Origin of the sequence: Saccharothrix sp. CB00851 (assembly GCF_001905065.1) — a bacterium.
In the GTDB taxonomy this organism is placed as follows: Bacteria; Actinomycetota; Actinomycetes; order Mycobacteriales; family Pseudonocardiaceae; genus Actinosynnema.
Map to the genome: position 1 here is coordinate 1 of NZ_LWLC01000028.1, position 17,196 is coordinate 17,196.

The following is a 17,196-nucleotide window of genomic DNA, read 5'->3' on the forward strand; positions in this document are numbered from 1 at the left end:
GTGATGTCCCGGACCGCCTGGCCCTGGCCGGACATCAACACCACGATCGCCCGCCGCAGCCGCACCGGGTCCTTCGCGGTCCTGGTGACCCGCTGAAGCTTCCGGCCTTCCTCCATCGACAACGGCCTGACGAACACGCTCGGACGACGAGCCACAACCACCTCCCGCACTCGACATGCGGGACCAGCCTCGCCGATCAACCCAACCGATCGATTACCGGGTCAACCCTCCGAGACGCACCACTAGCTGGGGTAAGAGGTTGGTGCTCCGTCGCCCGGCCTGGGCATGTCACCCGTCCAGTGAAAGCCTTCAAGGAATTCGGTCGGCACGTGTCCCCTCGCGGCCCTTATTTCGGAGTTCTGGAGTGTCCACCGCACTCGTCCGCCTCCGGAGGGCTCCGTGTCCCGTCCAGATCTCGATAACCCACGCCTGCTGCACACTCCCGCTGAAGCGGCGGCGCTGCTGGCCGTCCGCGAGTCGTGGCTTCGCCGCAAGGCCGGACGCCGGGAGATCCCGTGCACCTTCCTTGGCAAGCACCTGCGCTTCTCCCCTGACGACCTGACCTCGATCGCCCAGGCCGGTGCCCGCCCGGCACGCTCCACGCGACCGCCAGCCAGGCGCCACAGATCCTTTCGGGACTGACGAAAGTTCTTGTGTCACAACGCTTGCATTACTCGGCTACTGGAGCGTTCATCCTCCTGTCACGCCGTGACCATCACACCACCGTCGACGAAAGGGCAGCCCACATGGCTTGGGTGGAGCAGTCGGGAAGCAACCACTGGCGCGTCCGGTTCCGCCGCGACGACGGCACCATCGGGTCCATCCCCGGTTTCAGGAGCGAGAAAGCCGCCCAGGACCACGCCAACGACCTCGAATCCGACCAACGTCGCGGCACCTGGCTCGACCCCACCGGCGGACGCACGACCCTGGAGGAGTGGCTCACCGACTGGTGGGACGCCCTCGACGTCGACACCCGCACCGAGGACAACTACCGCAGCATCGTGCGCAACCACATCCTGCCGCGCTGGGGCGACACCGCCCTGGCCGACATCACCAACCTCAAGGTCCGAGCCTGGGCCAAGCAGCTACGCGCCGGACACCTGTCACCGGTCACCGTCGCCGGGTTCGTCAAGCTGCTCTCCCAGATCCTTACCGACGCCGCCGAGGACAAGCTCATCATCGCCAACCCCATCCGCCCCCGACGACGCGGACGCCGCAACCACACCGCCCGCACCCCCGAGAAGATCTGGGCCCAACCCGCCGAAGTGCTGCGCATCGCCGACCAGGTCGCCGCCTTCTACGGACCGGTCGGAGCCATGCTCGTGATCACCGCGGGCTGGACCGGTGCCCGCTGGGGCGAACTCACCGGGCTCCAACGCCACAACCTCCACCTCTTCGATGACGACACCGGCTTCCTCATCATCGATCCCCAGAACGGCGCCCTGCACGAGTCGGCCGGCGGCAGGCTCTGGCTCGGCCCGCCCAAGACCGACGCCTCCGCCCGCACCATCACCCTCACCCCCTCACTCGTCCGACTCCTGCGGGCACACCTCGACCACCACATCCACCCGCACGTCTTCACCACCCCCGAAGGGGCACTCCAGCGCCGCAGCAACTTCAGCAAACGCGCCCTGCGCCCCGCCGCTGACGGCAACCTCAACCAACCCCGCGCGGTGCTACGCCTCCAGCCGGTCAAGCCCGGCCTCACCTTCCACGGCCTGCGACACAGCCACAAGACCTGGATGATCGCCGACACCATCCCCGAGATCGCCCAATCACTCCGACTCGGCCACATCCTCAAGGATCCGGTCCAGCGCACCTATTCCCACGTCGCTCCCGAAGTCACCAGCCGCCTGCTCCAATGCCTTCAGGACCGCTGGGACAAGGCCTTCGTCGATGTCGGGGACAGCACTTGGCGCAGGATGGCGTAGCCAAGCACGGTCTCCTATTTGCTACGGCGGCGACAACCGCGCCGACGAGCCTGTCACCGTCGACTCCCAAAGCAGCCGTCGACAACGTCCTGATCAACCTTCTGCCCAACCCAGCCACACCACGTGGCCGACGGCCAGAATCGACCAACGGTCCGCGCTGCTTGTCGACGCAATCAGTGGATCATCGACTCGGCCGACCTGCTTCAGAGCTTTACCGGTTGCCGCGACCAGCCCCGAGTGCTGAAGGTGGCCGCCGCGCGATAGGCATGAATACCCGCCGCTGGGTAGTCGATGAGCCGGTCGGGCAGGGCATCAAGAGGGAACCAGCGGACCGCGGAGCACTTGTCTGGTTCGCGGTTGGTCGGTGTCCCGGTCCAGCGGCGGGCTTCGAAGAAGAGGCCGAGGCGGGGTTCGGGGCCTGAGCCGTTGACGTGGAGGGTGTGGACCAGACGCAGGTCGGCAGGGTCGAGGTGGACGCCCACTTCTTCCTCGGCTTCACGGACGGCGGCGTCGAGTACCGACTCCCCCGCGTCGAGCTTGCCGGAGGGTAGGTGCCACAGGCCGTCGAAGATCGGGCTGGTGTCGCGGCGGCGGGTGAGCAGGACCTCGTCGTCGCGGACGAGGAGGACGTGGACATCGATCAGGTGACGGTCGGCCATGGGTCCTCATAAGCTGCTCACGCGGTTTGAGACCCGGCGCAGCTTACGCGGTGTGTGATTCGTCGGGTGGACTGGCTGCCAGTTGCGCAATTCGTTGGGCGATCATGTCGACGACCTGCTCTATTGCGCTTTTCGTCGTGTCGATCGCGAGTATCGGGTAGTCGCGTTGGGTCAGGCGGTGGGTGGTGTCCGCGTACAGCTCGGCTTCCGTCCGGCTGGTGGTGATGCCGGCTTCGAAGCGGCTGTGCGGGCCGCGCTCGTGAATGCGTCGGGCGGTGACTTCCGGGTCGACGGTGAGGATGACGGCGAGGTCGGGGATGTCGGCGGCGGCGTTGAGGTCTTCGATGAAGTCGATCGGGACGCCGTCCATGCGTTGCAGCACGTAGGACGAAGCGACGTAGCGGTCGCACAGCACGATCCTGCCCGCGGCCAGTTTTGGGCGGATCTCGGTGGCGAGGTGGTGGTAACGGTCGGCTGCCACCAGGCAGGCGAGGGCGTATCCGGAGTAGGTGTCGGTGCCGTGGCGGGCGATCTCGCCGAGTTGGTCGTGGGAGGGCTCGGTGGTGGTGTGGACGGTGTAGCCCTGGCTGGTGAGACGGTGGTGCAGGAGCCTGGTGGTGCTGCTCTTGCCTGCGCCACCCAGGCCGTCGATGGTCACGAAGAGACCACGGTGGCCGATCACGCCGCTGCGGCCTTTCGGGCGTGCTGTTCGCGGGTCAGGGCGACGAGCTGGGCGCGGACATGGTCGATAGGTGCCTCAGAGAGTTGAACGTTGACCGAGAAGTTGAACTCGTCGCGTTCCCGCATGGACTCGTCGACTCCGGCGTCGGTGAGGTCGACGGGGCTGTAGTCGAGCAGTTGGTCGGCGGTGTAGCGGCCGGTGGCCAAGAGGCGGTGCCAGTCGGGTGTGCCGGGGTAGGGGCGGTACTCGAAGGCCGAGGCGCGGAACCGCCCCGGCAGTGGGTCGGTGATGTCCCATAGGTCGTGTACCAGGCGGACGGTGGCGGCGATCTCGGTCGGGGTTTCGGTCGGGAAGCCGAGGATGAAGTAGCCCTTGACGTTGATGCCGCGTTCGGTCAGGCGGCGGACGACGGTCTTGGTCATGGCGGGGTCGATGCGCTTGTCGATCAGGGTGAGCATGCGTTCGCTGCCGGATTCGATGCCCAGGGCGACTTCACGCAGGCCGTTGCGCGCGAGAGTGTCCAGGGTCTCGTCGCTCGCGCGGTGCAGGACGTTGATCCGGCCGGTGGCATCCCAAACCGCCCAGTCCCCGACGCCCTCGGTGGTGAACGCACCCATCATGTGGTCGATGACCCGTCGTGCGCCGAGGAACAGGTCGTCGACGAAGCGGAACGCGGTCACACCGACGTCCCGCAGCTGCTGCATCTCGGCGATGATGTTGTGCGGGTCGCGGGTGCGGATGGTGATGTCGGGGTTGGCGGAGACAGCCGCGCCGCAGAACGAGCAGTCGTAGGGGCAGCCACGGGCGCCGACCATGTTGGCCTCCCATCGACCTGCCTCGTGGTGGGGGTCCTGGGTGAGGTAGCGGCGGTCGACGAAGGGCAGCGCGTTGACGTCCGGCGCGAGGTGGTGAGAGCTGCCGGGAACGCCGCCGGTGACCGGGGTCTTCAGGATCGGGTCCAGCCACATGACGCCGGGCAGGTCGGTGCGCGACCGGTGGTCGGCCAGCAGGGCCGCCACCCGGGTCTCGCCTTCACCGAGCACGAGGGCCTCACAGCGGGACATGCGCGGGTCGGTGAGGATGTCGACGGGCATCGCCTTGGCCTGGTGGCCACCCAGCATGAGCTTGATGGCCGGGTCCAGGGCGGCGGCGATGCGGGCGCTGACCTGGTAGGTCGGGGCGAGCAGGTTGAAGCCGACCCACCGCGGAGCGGCCCGGTTGACGATGTCGATCGTGTGGTCGATGCCCAGGCCGTGCGCCTCGGCGTCCAGGACGCCGACGTTGAAGCCCTGCGAGGCGGCGTAGGTGGCCAGGTAGCCCATGCCGAGCACGGGCAGGGTGAAGTCGTTCACGCGAGGCCGCTCGGCGTAGTCACGCAGCGGCGCGTTGACGAACACGGCGTCGAGCGGGTGCTTGAGGTCTGCGCCGGTGACGAGCGCTGTGGGTGGGTCAGATGGCGACGGCTCCTGTTGTGTTGGCATGACGTACTCCCCATGCGAGTGTGAGCAGCGTCCAGGCGGACAGGTCCTTGCCTGCCAACCGTGCCCAGCGGCGGGCGAACTCCGGTTCGGTTTCGGGCCAGGTTCGCCCGGTCGACATGCGGTTCGCCCAGGTGCGCACCGCCAGGTCGGCGTACGGGTACAGCGAGTAGTCGTTGGTGAGATCGGCGACGGTCGCACCCGCGGTCCACGGCCCGATGCGGGGCACGCCCTGCACCTCATCCCGCAACACGGCCGGGTCTAGTTCGGCCCACTTCGCGCCGAACTCGAGCACTGCCTCGGCGGCGGCTTTCAGGGGACGGCGTTTGAAGGCCATCCCCAGGGTGGTGAACTCGTCGTCCGGGAGTGCGAGGACGGCTTCCGGTGTCGGGAACAACCACGCCGGTCCAGAGGACGTAGTGACCGCCTCGCCGTGTGCCCGGCAGAACGCTCGGTAGAGCTTGCGCGCCTGACCCGCTCGGATCACCTGCCGGATGATCGACGTCGCCAGTGCGTCCCAGAGATCCGGATTGCGCCAACGTCCCACCGTGCCGGCTGCGCGTAGCACAGCCACCACGTCATCCGCCCCGGTCAGCCTGGCGGGGTCGACGACGTCGAGCACGGGGGTGTCCCCCTCGCCGGACACAAGATGAGCCTCTGCCCGGCACTCGCCGGTTCTGGTGGGCGTGCAGGTCACCACCCAGGTGGAGCGTCCAGAACGGACGGCGCGGTAGGTGGCGTCACCTGCCGACAGCCAGGACGGATGGTCGGTCATCACCGAGGACACGATCACGGCGAGGCTCCCTACGGTGGGGTTGAGGGTCACCCATGATGCCGATGTGACCTCCCCGGCACATCCACCCCGCCGGCGTGGCGAAGCGGATGCACCGGAATGAACGCTGACGCGTCCTGCTTTGGCAGAAGTTCTGCTCAGACAGTCGACCAGCCTCGGACCTTGCGCCCGTACTCGGTGTCAAGGTGCAGGAGGGCGTCTGCGACACGCCCACCGGAGTCCTTCGCACCTCCACCGAAGTTGAGCACTCCAAAAAGCAAGATCGCTCGCCATCTGCATTACCACAGGTCAACGAGCGAGTCAGCCAGCTACGGCAGCACGCAACTCCCACCGCCGATGCGGGCGATTTCGAAGGCCCGCAGCTCACGGCAGACCACAACAACGCCCCTGACATCCCTACGCCGATCGTGGCTACGACCCACCCGCATCACAGCCGCCGCGGGAGTCGTGCCAATACGAACAGATGCGCATCGGCTGACAACGCCGAGCTGACATTCATCTCGAACTCATGCAGGTGGCCCGCGCACTCATCTGCTACCGCAAGCCGGTAGCCGAACCTTGCGGGGGGTGTCCCTATGTGGTTGTCAAGCCGCAGCCGGGGCGGGCTTGGTCTCGGGGTGCCGGTAGTAGGTCTTGTTGCGGAGCATGGCGAACAGGACGTCGCACCGGCGCCGGGCCAGGCAGATCAGCGCGGCGTTGTGTTTCTTCCCTTCGTCGCGTTTCCGCTGGTAATAGGCCCTGCTGGTGGGGTCGGACAAGGCCGCGAACGCGGCGAGGAAGAACGCCCGCTTGAGCTTGCGGTTGCCGGTGCGGGCCGGGTGTTCACCCTTGATCGAGGAGCCCGAACTGCGGGTGACCGGGGCGATGCCGGCGTAAGCGGCCAGGTGGCCGGAGGACTTGAACGCGGTGGCGTCGCCGATCTCCAACAGGATGCGGGCTGCGGTCCTGACCCCGACGCCGGGCATGGAGGTCAGGACCCCGACAAAAGGGTGCGCATCGAGTATCCCTTCGACCTCGGTGGCGACCTGTTTGCGTTGCTGGAGAACCGTTTTCAGGCTGTCGGCCAGGCGGGGCAGGACGGTGTCGGCCGCCGTTGTGCCCGGCACGACGACGGTCTGCTCGTCCAGCGCGGCCAGGATCGCGGTGACCAGTTTGTCGCCCATGCGGGGCGCGTGCGCGGTGGCGATCGCGGTGAGCTTGCGGCGGCCGGCGGCGCGGATGCCGGTCGGGCCGCCGCAGCGGGACAGGATCTCCAACACCGCCGGGTGACTGATCCTCGGGCCGATCGCGCGTTCCAGGGCGGGGTGGACGCCGGTGAGCAGGCCGCGGATGCGGTTGCCGATCCGGGTGGCCTCACCGGCCAGGTCGTCGTCGAACCCGACCAGCACGTCCAGCTCGGCCAGGGCGTCGTCGCCGACGTCGACCGGGCGCAGTGTGTGCGGCAGCGAGCGGGCGGCGTCGGCGATGACGAACGCGTCGCGGGCATCGGTTTCGCCCGGCCGGGGTAGAGGTCGGCGATGCGGCGCATGGCCAGGCCGGGAAGGTAGGCCACCCGGTGGCCGGCCGCGCGGGCCACCGCGACCGGCAGCGCGCCGATCGTCGCCGGTTGATCGACCACCACCAGCAACGGTCCGTGCGCGGCGAGCTTGTCGAACAGGGCCCGCAGCTTCGGTTCGCTGTTGGGCAATGGCGCGTCGTGAAGCCGCTTGCCCGTCGGGTCCAGGCCGACGGCATGGTGTTCGCCCTTGCCGACGTCCAGGCCGAGGAACACCTGGTAACCGCTGGTCATCCGTCCTGCCGTTCGTTCATCGCGGGCGGTCGCCGGTCGGGCATCGACGGCCGGCACCCACGTTACGACGAGACCTGCCCGGCGGGCGGCCGTGTCCCTATCAGCGGTCCCTCGATGCCACCAGGTCCGGTGACACCACCCCCCGGATCATGCGCTCGACTGGGGGCGTCAGTCATGCCGGACCTGGCGACCACGACTCCTTGATCAGGAGCTACGAAGAAGGTAACGGGGGACGGGGTCGCGACGATCGTAGGACTCGACGACCGCGTCGTGGCCAGCGGCGGACCGGGAGCCATTCACGACGGTGCGAACAACTCGCGGATGTCGTCGGCGTCGAGGGCGGTGCCGAAGACGTCCCCGTCGTCCATGACGCTGGTGAACAGCTCGGCCTTCCTCGCCTTCAGCGCCATCACCTTCTCCTCGATGGTGTCGGTCGCGACGAGGCGGTACACGATGACGTTGCGGGTCTGGCCGATGCGGTGGGTCCGGTCCACGGCCTGCGCCTCGGTCGCCGGGTTCCACCACGGGTCGAGCAGGAAGCAGTAGTCCGCCTCGGTGAGGTTGAGCCCGAACCCACCCGCCTTGAGGCTGATCAGGAAGACCGGCGCGGCGCCTTCCTTGAACCGCTTGAGCACGGCCGCGCGGGCGCGGGTCTTGCCGTCGAGGTAGCAGTACTCGATCCCGGCGGCGTCGAGCCGGGCGCGGACCTTGTCCAGGAAGCCGGTGAACTGGCTGAAGACGAGGGCCCGGTGCCCGCCGTCGACCACGTCGTGGAGCTGCCCGACCAGCGCGTCGATCTTGCCGCACGGCAGCTCGTCGTGCCGGTCGTCGACCAGCCCGGCGTGCAGGCTGAGCCTGCGCAGCAGGGTGATCGACTGCAGGATCGTGAACCTGTTCCGGTCCACGTCGTCGACCAGGCCGAGCACCTTCTGCCGCTCCCGCTGGAGGTGGGTCTGGTAGACCTTGCGGTGCTGCGGGTGCAGGTCCACTTCGAGCACCTGCTCCAGCTTGGCGGGCAGGTCGGCGACGACCTGTTCCTTGGTGCGGCGCTTGACCAGCGGCTTGATGCGCCGTCGCAGCCGTGCCAGCCGGTCGGCGTCCCCGCGCTTCTCGATGGGCAGGCCGTAGTACTCCCGGAACCGGGCCGGGTTCGGGAACAGCCCAGGCGCGGTGATCGACAGCAGCGACCACAGCTCCATGAGGTTGTTCTCCATCGGCGTGCCGGTGATCGCCAGCTTGAAGGGCGCCGGGAGCGCCCGCGCACACTGGTGGAGCTTCGACTGGCGGTTCTTGGCGAACTGGGCCTCGTCCAGCACGAGTCCGGACCACGGCACGGCCGAGTAGGCGTCGAAGTCGATCCGGAACACCGCGTACGAGGTGACCACCACGTCCGCTCCGGCGATGAGCTCGTCCAGCGGCACGCCGCGCCGCCGAGCGGTGTCGGGCACGGCGACGACGTCCAGGCCGGGTGCGAAGCGCGCCGCTTCAGCGGCCCAGTTGGACACGACGCTCGTGGGCGCGACGATGAGGAACGGCGGTCCGCCGGGCCGGGTCGCCTTCGCGTGGCAGATCAGCGCCAGCGACTGCACCGTCTTGCCGAGCCCCATGTCGTCGGCCAGGATGCCGCCGAGCCCGGCTTCCCAGAGGAAGGCGAGCCAGCGGAAGCCGTCGACCTGGTAAGGGCGCAGTCGGGCGTCGAGGGTGGCGGGCACCTGGTAGGCGCGGACGGCCTCGCCGGACAGCAGGCCCTCGACCTGGCGCCGCCACGCCTCCGCTTGGCGTTCGACGACGCCGAGGCCGGCCAGTTCCTCCCACAGGCCGGCCTGGAAGCGGCTGATCCGCAGTTCGCCACCGGAGGCGTCCTGGAGGGTCCGGGCCTCGTCGATCAGCCCGGTGAGCGCGCGGAGTTCGGGCTTGTCGAGGGAGAAGTAGGCGCCGTCGGGGAGCAGCACGTGCGACTCGCCCCGGCTCAGCGCCGAGAAGACCTCGACGAACGGCACCGGCGCGCCCTCGACGCTGATCGTGACACCGAGGTCGAACCAGTCGGTCTCCCCGGCCAGTGCCGTGGTCGACACGCCGATCGACACGGTGTCGCTCGCCTCGCGGTAGTCGACCGGCTCACCGGTGGCCTCGACCTCGACGCCGGGGTGCCCGGCGAGCAGCGGCAGCGTCCCGGTGACGAACCGCACGGTGTCCAGGCCGCTCAGGGCGACCCGGTCGGGGTGCGGGACGACGTGCTCGACCGAGGCCAGCACGGCGCGTTCCGCGTCGAGGTCGCGGTAGCCGTCATCCGACCCGGCCGCGTCCAGCGGCACGCGCAGCCGGGAGTCCCCGACCTCGTAGGCCCATTCCCAGTCGACGCCCACGGCGTGCCCCGCGCCGAACTCGGTGCGCACGACGAGGGTGGGGCCGGAGATGTCCGGAGGTGTGAAGGTGCCGTCGGAGGAGGTCACGGGGGCCAGGCGCCGCAGGCGCGGGTAGATCTCGGCGCGGAACCGGTCGCGGCCGGCCTGGGGGACGGTGAGGTGCTTGTCGTCGATCACCAGTTCTTGCAGCCCTGGTGGGACCGGTGCGGCGAACCGGGCGAGCCGGAAGTGCCGGTAGCGGCTGTCGACCCCGGCCGGTGCGCACGTCGGGTCCGCGTAGACCAGGCCGTGGCCGTCGGAGCCGATGAAGCCGATCGGTTCGATCCCGGACGTGGCGCCGTCCACCTCGATCACCGGGCGGACCCGGTCGGCTTTGCCGGCCCCGGTGACATCGAGGGCGATCCGCGCCACCGCGGGGGCGTCCACGTCACCCCACGACTTGCGTCCGTGGACCAGCCGCAGGCCGGCTTCCCGCGCCTCGTCGAGCAGCGGCCAGAGCTTGGCGGAGTCGAACGAGGTCAGCTGGATGGTCCGGGCGTCGTAGTAGGAGTGGTAGCCGGGGCGGGTGCCGGCCAGGTACAGCCCGTACAGCTCCCGCAGCAGCCGCACGTGGGCGTCGCGGTAGTCCTTGACCTGGTAGGCGTCGAGCTGGTTCCAGCCCAGTCCGCTCGCGACCCACCCGGTCTTGCCCCGCCGCACGATCCGCGCGTTCAGGACGGGCTCTGCCCGGGTGTGCGGCTTGTGCGACGCGAGCGTCAGCTCGACGGCCAGCGGCGCATCCCCGCTGGCGTGCCGGCCCGTCCCGAGTAGGTCCTGGAACGCCTCGTCCCAGGTCGTCTTCGGCTCCTTGCTGCCGGGTGGCCGCCGGGTGGCGGCGATGACCAGCGCCACCACGTGCTTGCAGTTGAACCCCACGGGGCAGGTGCACTCGCCGTGGGCGAAGTCGACGACGCCGTCGTCGACTTCGTCGAAGTATGCGGACACCTCGTAAACGTCGCCCCGGCCGCGCACCGTGCCGTGCAGCGCGGTGTCGATGTCGTTCCACACCACGCCCAGGACGGCGCCCCGCAGCGCGTAGTCGGTTCCCCGGTCGTAGGTGGTCCGGCCGACGGCGTGCTCGACATCGGCCAGATCCACTTGGAGGTAGGTCACGCGCACGCGGTGAACCTAGCAACCGCTCCGGCGGTGCGTGGTCAGGAGTGCCGCGGCACCGCCACTGCCGAAGGTGACGCGGACTGCCGTCGAGTACGTCGAGCAGCACGACGGTTCCTCGGTGAGCGGCAGGACTACCTGGCGTCAAGGCTCAAGGCCCTTACACGAATCGGGTCCAGCGAGCCATCCGCAGTGCGCTCGACCATGCCGATCACGGCATACCGCGGGAACCGTCGATCGCATCGCCGCAGTGGCAGACGACTACGGCTCAACATTCCCGAACCACCAGTTCCTCTGCCGCCCGCAAATCTGGAAGGCATCAACTGTTCTGCTGAATGGCGATCGTGCCGGCTCCCGAGATCGCGTCCATGCATCAGTAAGGACTAACCGGCTGGGACGCCCGTGGCAAGGAACCCGTCACGGGCGTCAATCAGCGCACCTCCACCAGTTGAACTTCTCGGTGGATCGCCGAAGCAGCCTGTTCGCGCTGTCAACGCCGTTGGGCAGCACGGACACGCCGCGCGGTGATGACGACCGCGACGAGGCTGATCGCCATGCCGATCACAGCGAACACCACGATGGCGACAGCCGGTGCGATCGGCAGCTCCACGGTCACCTCACCGCTTCGACAAACAACGGCCGGTGTTGCGTCGAGACGCAACTCGGCCACCGCCCGGGTCGACGCCAGTTGTCCCGCCGCATCGCTCTCGCACCACTGGTAGGTCGATGCGATCTGGGCGAAGCCGAGTGCCGCGATCCCGAGGAAGGTCGCGAAGACCAGTGCGCATGCCACCGCGAGGCCGCGGCCGTTCAGGAGTGGTCGTGTCATGTCAGCGCTGAAGACTACGGTGTTGAACATTGACTGCGGCCACGGCGACCGAAAAGTTCCCAGGGGATCCACCCAGCCGGGTTACTGAGACCTGGAGCACACCGCTGACAACATTTCGTCCGGGGCGACCGCCTGCTCCAGATTTGCTCCAGCCCGACCACCGCAGTCCACAGTGGACCGAAAAGCAAGATCGCCCGCCACCTGCATTACCGCAGGTCAGCGGGCGAATCAGACGAACCATTTACTTGTGGAGCTGAGGGGACTCGAACCCCTGACCCTCACACTGCCAGCGTGGTGTGCGAAATCCCGTTCACCTGCGACAATCGAGAAACCGCTGGTCAGCACCGTTCCGTTCACCGGCGTTATGTGCAGTACAACGCCGTTCAGCGCGCATGGACTCTCCGGATTTCTCCAGGCTGAATTAGCGTGAGGCCGGATCGACGAGGACACCTTCAGCGCGCACCGCTATTTAAGTACTCAGAGGCGCTCCATTACCTTAGCAACGCAGGCATTGACCTCACGAACGATTTGGCCGCCCCAGAACGACAAGACCGTCCAGCCATCAGCCCGCATCGCATCCCTTTTGATCTTGTCCTCGGCTCGTTGCTCGAGAGTGTGGTGGTGCTTCCAGCCATCGCAGAAGACCGCGACCTTGTGTTCAGGCCAGGCGAAGTCGGCAATGGTGACCGGGCGAGGTGCGCCGTCGGTAGATCCCCGGTCACCCCAGGCAAACTGGGCGTGGCCGCGTGGGGCCGCCGCTTCGATGAGGGCCAAGGCCAGGCGACGTTCGATGGGCGAGCGTGGCAGTCCGTGGAACCCGTCGGCAAAGGAGCCGACACGGTGCAAGGTGGCGTCGGGGGCGTTGATGAACTCCCGGAGGAAGTCCGCGGCGACGTGCCGGTCGAGCAGGTGGCCTTCGAGTTGGTTGTTGTAAGAACGCAGGCAGGCGTAGCAGGCACGTTCACAGGTGCAGTCGTCCAGGACGGGGACGAGGGCGGCGGCGACCTCGCTGAACCGTTCTGCGAGTTGCCGAAGATAGCCGGCGCCGCCGGGAACCTCCTCGTACAGAACTGCCAGTCGGAGCAGTGCTTCGGCGCTGTTCGGGTCGGGACGCGGCCAGTCGAAACCTGCGACCTCGTCCTCGCCTGCTTGCAGCACCACGCGGCAGCCAAGATCAAGCGCGGCCCGGATGCTGGCGAGGAACTCCTCAAGCTGACTTGCCTGGATGTCGAGGGCTTCCAGGTCGGGCAGAATCTGCAGGCAGTCGACCCCACGTGCGGTGGACAGCACGGTGAACTCGTAGTGGTGGTTGGTGCAGATCTTGTCGTGCAACTTTGCACGGCTGCGCTGCGATTCGGTGGGCTTGGGACCAGGGATCGAGTCGAAGCACAGTCCGCAGCTGGTGCAGACGATGAACCGCTCGGGTGTGTCGTCTGGTTGCACGCGGCCCCGGTTGAGCACGGTGAGGGCGGCGTTGCGCTCCCACTGGAGCACCAGGCCAGGGCGTTCGAATAGCCAGGTTTCGGCGGTGTTGGGTGCGCCGAGGTGGTGGGTCACCTCGAAGGGTTGCCGGGACCGGTTCTCCTCGTCGGCACCGATCCGCTGACGGCGCGATGCACGCATCGCCCGCATCGGGACGGTGACCAGAGTTACGAGATCCTCGTTGTCGCAAGACAGACAGCTGGCCGAGGTGGAGTCGTTGACGGTGTCGCAGCGCGGGCAGAGGTTAGCCTGTGGTACCGCGCCATGGCCGTCAGCGTTGACGAGGTTGGAGCGCCGGAAGTCGACTTGGTCAACGAACCACTTCGCGCCACGGGCGTAGACGAGCTGGCCGGGGGCGTAGTCCTTGAGGGCATGGATGCTGTCCTGGGACAGTTCCGCGCTCTCACCCTCCATGGACAGGGTGGCCGTGTCGGTGGGGAAGGCATAGGAAGGCAGGAAGCCGACGGTGCTCAGGTAGGACAGCACATAGGCGCGAGTCCGGTCGGTGCGCCGCATCGCAGCGAGGCTGGCGCCGATGGTGTGCAATGCCCTGGTGGAGTCCGTCTTCCCAGGGGTTGCAGCGGCTTGCCGCCATTCTTCCAACAGGGTCTTCTGCTTCAGGCGATAGGGCTCCACGGCCTTGTCGAGGTCCTCGGTCCACCCTGTGACGATCCCGCGCGACCAATCGGCGTCCAGCCACGGCAGATCGTCCGGGGCGAGGCCGTGGCGGAAGGTGGTGCGAATCCGTTCGGCGATACGGTCAACGTCGGCCGCCAACGCGTCCCGCACCGGTTGCAGGTGTTGGAGTTCGCCGGCGTCGTCTTCGGAGACGAACTCGCCCATCCAGGCGGGCAGGTTCTCCCCGCACAACTCCAGGGCCAACGCACGAGCGTGACGGGTGATGACCCGGGCGTTGTCCATCAGGAACGCGGGCGGCCGGATGGCACCACGGATCATCTCGACCGGCCGCCGATAGTAGTAACTGTCGTGGGGCATTCCACCCGCGTAGGTCACGATGAGCGCGACCCGTTCCTCACGACGGCCCGCGCGGCCAGCACGTTGCGCATAGTTGCTGGGCCGCGGGGGCACGTTGCGTAGCACCACCGCGAGGAGTTGACCGAGGTCGACACCCAACTCCAGGGTCATGGTGCACACAAGCAGGTTCAGCTCGCCGTTCTTGAACCGTTCCTCGATGTCCTCGCGCTGCTCCAAGGGCACTTGGCCGGAGTGTTCTTCGGCGGTGACCGCAAGCGGGTCACGTCCTTCGGCTAGTTTCCGTTCGTAGTCATCAGTATTGTCCTTCCAGGGTTCCATCACGCCTTGACAGTTGAAAGTGGCACAGATGTTGCGCGGCGAGGGTTGTGGTTGCACGGCGCGACAGGCCCGGCATTGGTAGATCGTGGTGGCGGGCGGCCGAATTTCCATTTCTTGCGGGGCGAGCTGCCAAAGAGTGACCTGCGAGCGGCCCGTACCGATCCGAGTGCGGGCAAGCAAATGGCGGTGTTCCAGGAAGGCGACGAGTGCCCGAATAGCGCGTTCCTGATCGTCAGTCTTGACCAAGTGAGGGAAGGCGATCCGGACCAGGCGGGCGACGGTGCCTCTCGCGCCGAGGCTGATCGGGCCGGCGCCCTTGACCTTTGTGGTGGTTTCGCCGAGCCCGACCACGTTCTGGCTGGGACGCAGGGTGGCGCCAGCCTCGATGAGGTCGTACTGGGCGGAGGGTTCCATCTTGGCGCGTAGGAGTTCGTGCCCGACGCCGCCACGGGTGCGCACCAAGTCCAGGATGCGCCCCAGCAGCCAGCGCAAGGAACTCGTGTCGCTGCCGACGCTGTCGGCCAGGGAGGACAGGTCTGCCGCTGAAAGCCTGTCCAGGCCGGGGTAGCCGACGGTGATCATGCCGAGGCGTTCCAGAGTCGGTGGGCGGCGCTCGTCGCTGGCCACCTCCCCGAGGATGTCCCACTCGCACACCCGCCGGACCCGGTTGCTGGCGTCGCGACCGGCCGGGTCCTCATACAGGCCGATATCGCGCCCCGCGCGGAAGACGTCCTCGACCAGCCCGTCGAAACTGGCCGACGGCGCCCCATCGGTGTCGCGTGCTCTGACCGCCTGGGTGATCAATCGCCGGACCTGGACCGCGCGGGACCGGCCTCGTATGTAGCCAGCCTGAAAGGCCGTGTCCTGCCGCGAGTCGGCGAACACCAGCAGCCGCCGCAGCATCATGTCGTCGCTCTGTTCAGCCAGGCCCCGGTGCAGGCTGAACGCGGTCGCGGTGATCGCCGAGGCGGTGCGAGCGGTGAACTCCTGCACCGCGCCGACGTTGCGGCCGTAGCCGCACACCGGGCACCGGGTAAGCGGCTTGCCCCGCTCCGGTTCGCAGACCAGCACACTCCTGGTTCGCCCGCCACAACCCAAGCAGGCGGCGCCCGTCGAGCTGGTGCCACAACGCACACACCGCCGCGACGGGTACCACCGGGTGCGCGGTTGCGGCTGCTCGATCGGCTCAAAGGCGGTGCGTCGGGCCACGTAGTAGCTCGGTCGGCTGCCCCGGTTACCGGTTTCCAAGTCGTAGTCCTGGCCGCAGCCCAAGCACACCCCCAGCGGCGTGGTCGCTTGTGCACCACAGCCGTCCACCGGGCAGGTCTCGGCCCCGTCAAGCAGTAGATGCTCTCCCTCGCCCGCGCACCGCATCAGGTGCGGAAGTCCTCGCAGGAACAGGTGGACCTTGGCCTCCAACACCGGTGGGCCCTCCGGGGTGGATGTGCCAGCGCCCAGCAGTAACCAGCCCGCTACCTCGTCGTGCAGATGAGCGGGGTCAGTACCAGCCCGAGCCGGTACCTCCGCCAACTCGGTTACCAGGTCGGCGATAGTGCGGGGCTCCGTCAGCTTGGCCCGCAGCAGGTCCAGCATCAGGCTGTCGTTGGGGTCACCCAGAACCCGGCGCAACGCGGCCGGGTCGGCCCCCTCAGTCAAGGCTGCGGTCAAGGCGGCGGCGTCTGGCGGTGGCCCGATCCGGTCCACCTCGGGTGCGGCGGAAGGGATCGGCGTTTCCTCAACGATGGCTTCGGTGTCGAACGGGGAGCCGAAGAGATTGGAGGCGAACTGGGCGGTGCGGGCGAGGTCGCCTGCGTGGTCACCTCCGGCGCTGACCGTGGCGGACAGGCCCACGCAGACCAGGCCCTCGACGTCGACATGGCCGCGCAGTCGACGCACCAGGCAGGCGATCTCGGTGCCCAATGCGCCCTGGTAGGTGTGTACCTCATCCAAGATCAAGTGCCGCAGCACACCGTCCCCGAATAGCTTACGATCGTCGCGCCGGGTAAGCAGGTACTCGAGCATGGAGTAGTTGGTCAGCAGGATGTCCGGCGGAGCATCCTGCATCGCGTCCCGCACGTTTTGCGGGGTTGCCCCGGTGTAGACCCCATAGCGCAGGCCGAGTTGCTCACAGGCCGCCTTGACACGATCTTCTTGATCGTTGACCAGGGCGTTCATCGGGTACAGCGCGATCGCTTTCACACCGCGGCGATGCCGGTTGGCGAAGGCGTGCGCGACGACCGGGATCAAGAACGCTTCCGTCTTGCCGGAGCCCGTCCCCGTAGCGACCAGCGTGTTTGATCCGGCGTGGATCCGGGTGATCGCGGCGACCTGATGGGCGAACAGCCGCTCCACCCGAGGGAACGCCTCGCAGACCTGCGTTGGCAACCCGATACGGCCTCCCAGCTCGGCCAGCGTCGCGTCGAGCTGGAACCGGGGCTGGACGGAGAGGAACGGGCCGTGCCAGAGCAGCGAGTCCTGGTCCACCATCCGCTCCAAGCGCTCCCGCAGCAGCGGGTCCGCGATTGGATAGGTGGTCCAGGTAAACCGCCGGTAGTCCTCACGCAGCCGGTCGGCGAGCTCCAACGGATCCACGAGCCAGCGTCCTCCAGACGTGTCGGTTGTCAGTCAACGATGACACTGGCCACGCTGCGTGACCATGTTCATGCCATGGATGACATGAAGGCACTCTAACGACCACCACCGACACTCACCCGGTGTTCG

At 67.8% G+C, this 17,196-nt stretch carries 9 protein-coding genes, 1 tRNA gene and 1 pseudogene; 2 read left to right on the forward strand and 9 right to left on the reverse strand.

Features of this window, described 5'->3' with window-relative positions; all coding sequences use genetic code 11:
• Window positions 1-399: 399 nt before the first annotated feature.
• Both A6A25_RS46680 and A6A25_RS26095 read left to right on the forward strand, forming a co-directional pair.
• Complete coding sequence (locus A6A25_RS46680; RefSeq protein ID WP_073894331.1) at window positions 400-642, forward strand: helix-turn-helix domain-containing protein; 243 nt, start codon at window positions 400-402, stop codon at window positions 640-642.
• Between the two features lie 104 nt (window positions 643-746).
• The gene (locus tag A6A25_RS26095) at window positions 747-1,931 is read left to right on the forward strand and encodes a tyrosine-type recombinase/integrase (RefSeq protein WP_073894333.1); all 1,185 of its coding nucleotides are present in this window, start codon (window positions 747-749) and stop codon (window positions 1,929-1,931) included.
• Between the two features lie 203 nt (window positions 1,932-2,134).
• On the opposite strand, the gene A6A25_RS26100 is transcribed toward A6A25_RS26095, so the two are convergent.
• From A6A25_RS26100 to A6A25_RS26135, 9 genes and pseudogenes are all read right to left on the reverse strand, one after another.
• A complete protein-coding gene (locus A6A25_RS26100; RefSeq protein ID WP_073894335.1) occupies window positions 2,135-2,590 on the reverse strand; it encodes an NUDIX hydrolase in 456 nt (151 codons plus the stop codon).
• Between the two features lie 43 nt (window positions 2,591-2,633).
• Entirely contained in the window at window positions 2,634-3,248 is a 615-nt protein-coding gene (tmk, locus tag A6A25_RS26105) for a dTMP kinase (RefSeq protein WP_241828921.1), read from the reverse strand.
• 20 nt (window positions 3,249-3,268) lie between these two features.
• Complete coding sequence (locus A6A25_RS26110) at window positions 3,269-4,753, reverse strand: B12-binding domain-containing radical SAM protein (RefSeq protein WP_073894340.1); 1,485 nt, start codon at window positions 4,751-4,753, stop codon at window positions 3,269-3,271.
• Window positions 4,722-5,396, reverse strand: coding sequence for a hypothetical protein (locus A6A25_RS26115; RefSeq protein WP_241828922.1), 675 nt, complete (start codon window positions 5,394-5,396; stop codon window positions 4,722-4,724). Before A6A25_RS26115 ends, A6A25_RS26110 begins: the two co-directional genes overlap by 32 nt.
• 731 nt (window positions 5,397-6,127) lie before the next feature.
• Window positions 6,128-7,332, reverse strand: a pseudogene (locus tag A6A25_RS26120) (IS110 family transposase).
• A gap of 296 nt (window positions 7,333-7,628) precedes the next feature.
• On the reverse strand, window positions 7,629-10,856 hold the full coding sequence (locus tag A6A25_RS26125; protein ID WP_073894341.1) for a DEAD/DEAH box helicase: 3,228 nt from the start codon (window positions 10,854-10,856) through the stop codon (window positions 7,629-7,631).
• A 484-nt stretch (window positions 10,857-11,340) separates the two neighbouring features.
• Window positions 11,341-11,709, reverse strand: coding sequence for a hypothetical protein (locus A6A25_RS26130; protein WP_073894344.1), 369 nt, complete (start codon window positions 11,707-11,709; stop codon window positions 11,341-11,343).
• 218 nt (window positions 11,710-11,927) lie between these two features.
• A tRNA-Ala gene (locus A6A25_RS44260) sits at window positions 11,928-11,994 on the reverse strand.
• A 162-nt stretch (window positions 11,995-12,156) separates the two neighbouring features.
• A complete protein-coding gene (locus tag A6A25_RS26135) occupies window positions 12,157-17,067 on the reverse strand; it encodes a DEAD/DEAH box helicase (RefSeq protein ID WP_073894347.1) in 4,911 nt (1,636 codons plus the stop codon).
• Window positions 17,068-17,196: the final 129 nt, after the last annotated feature.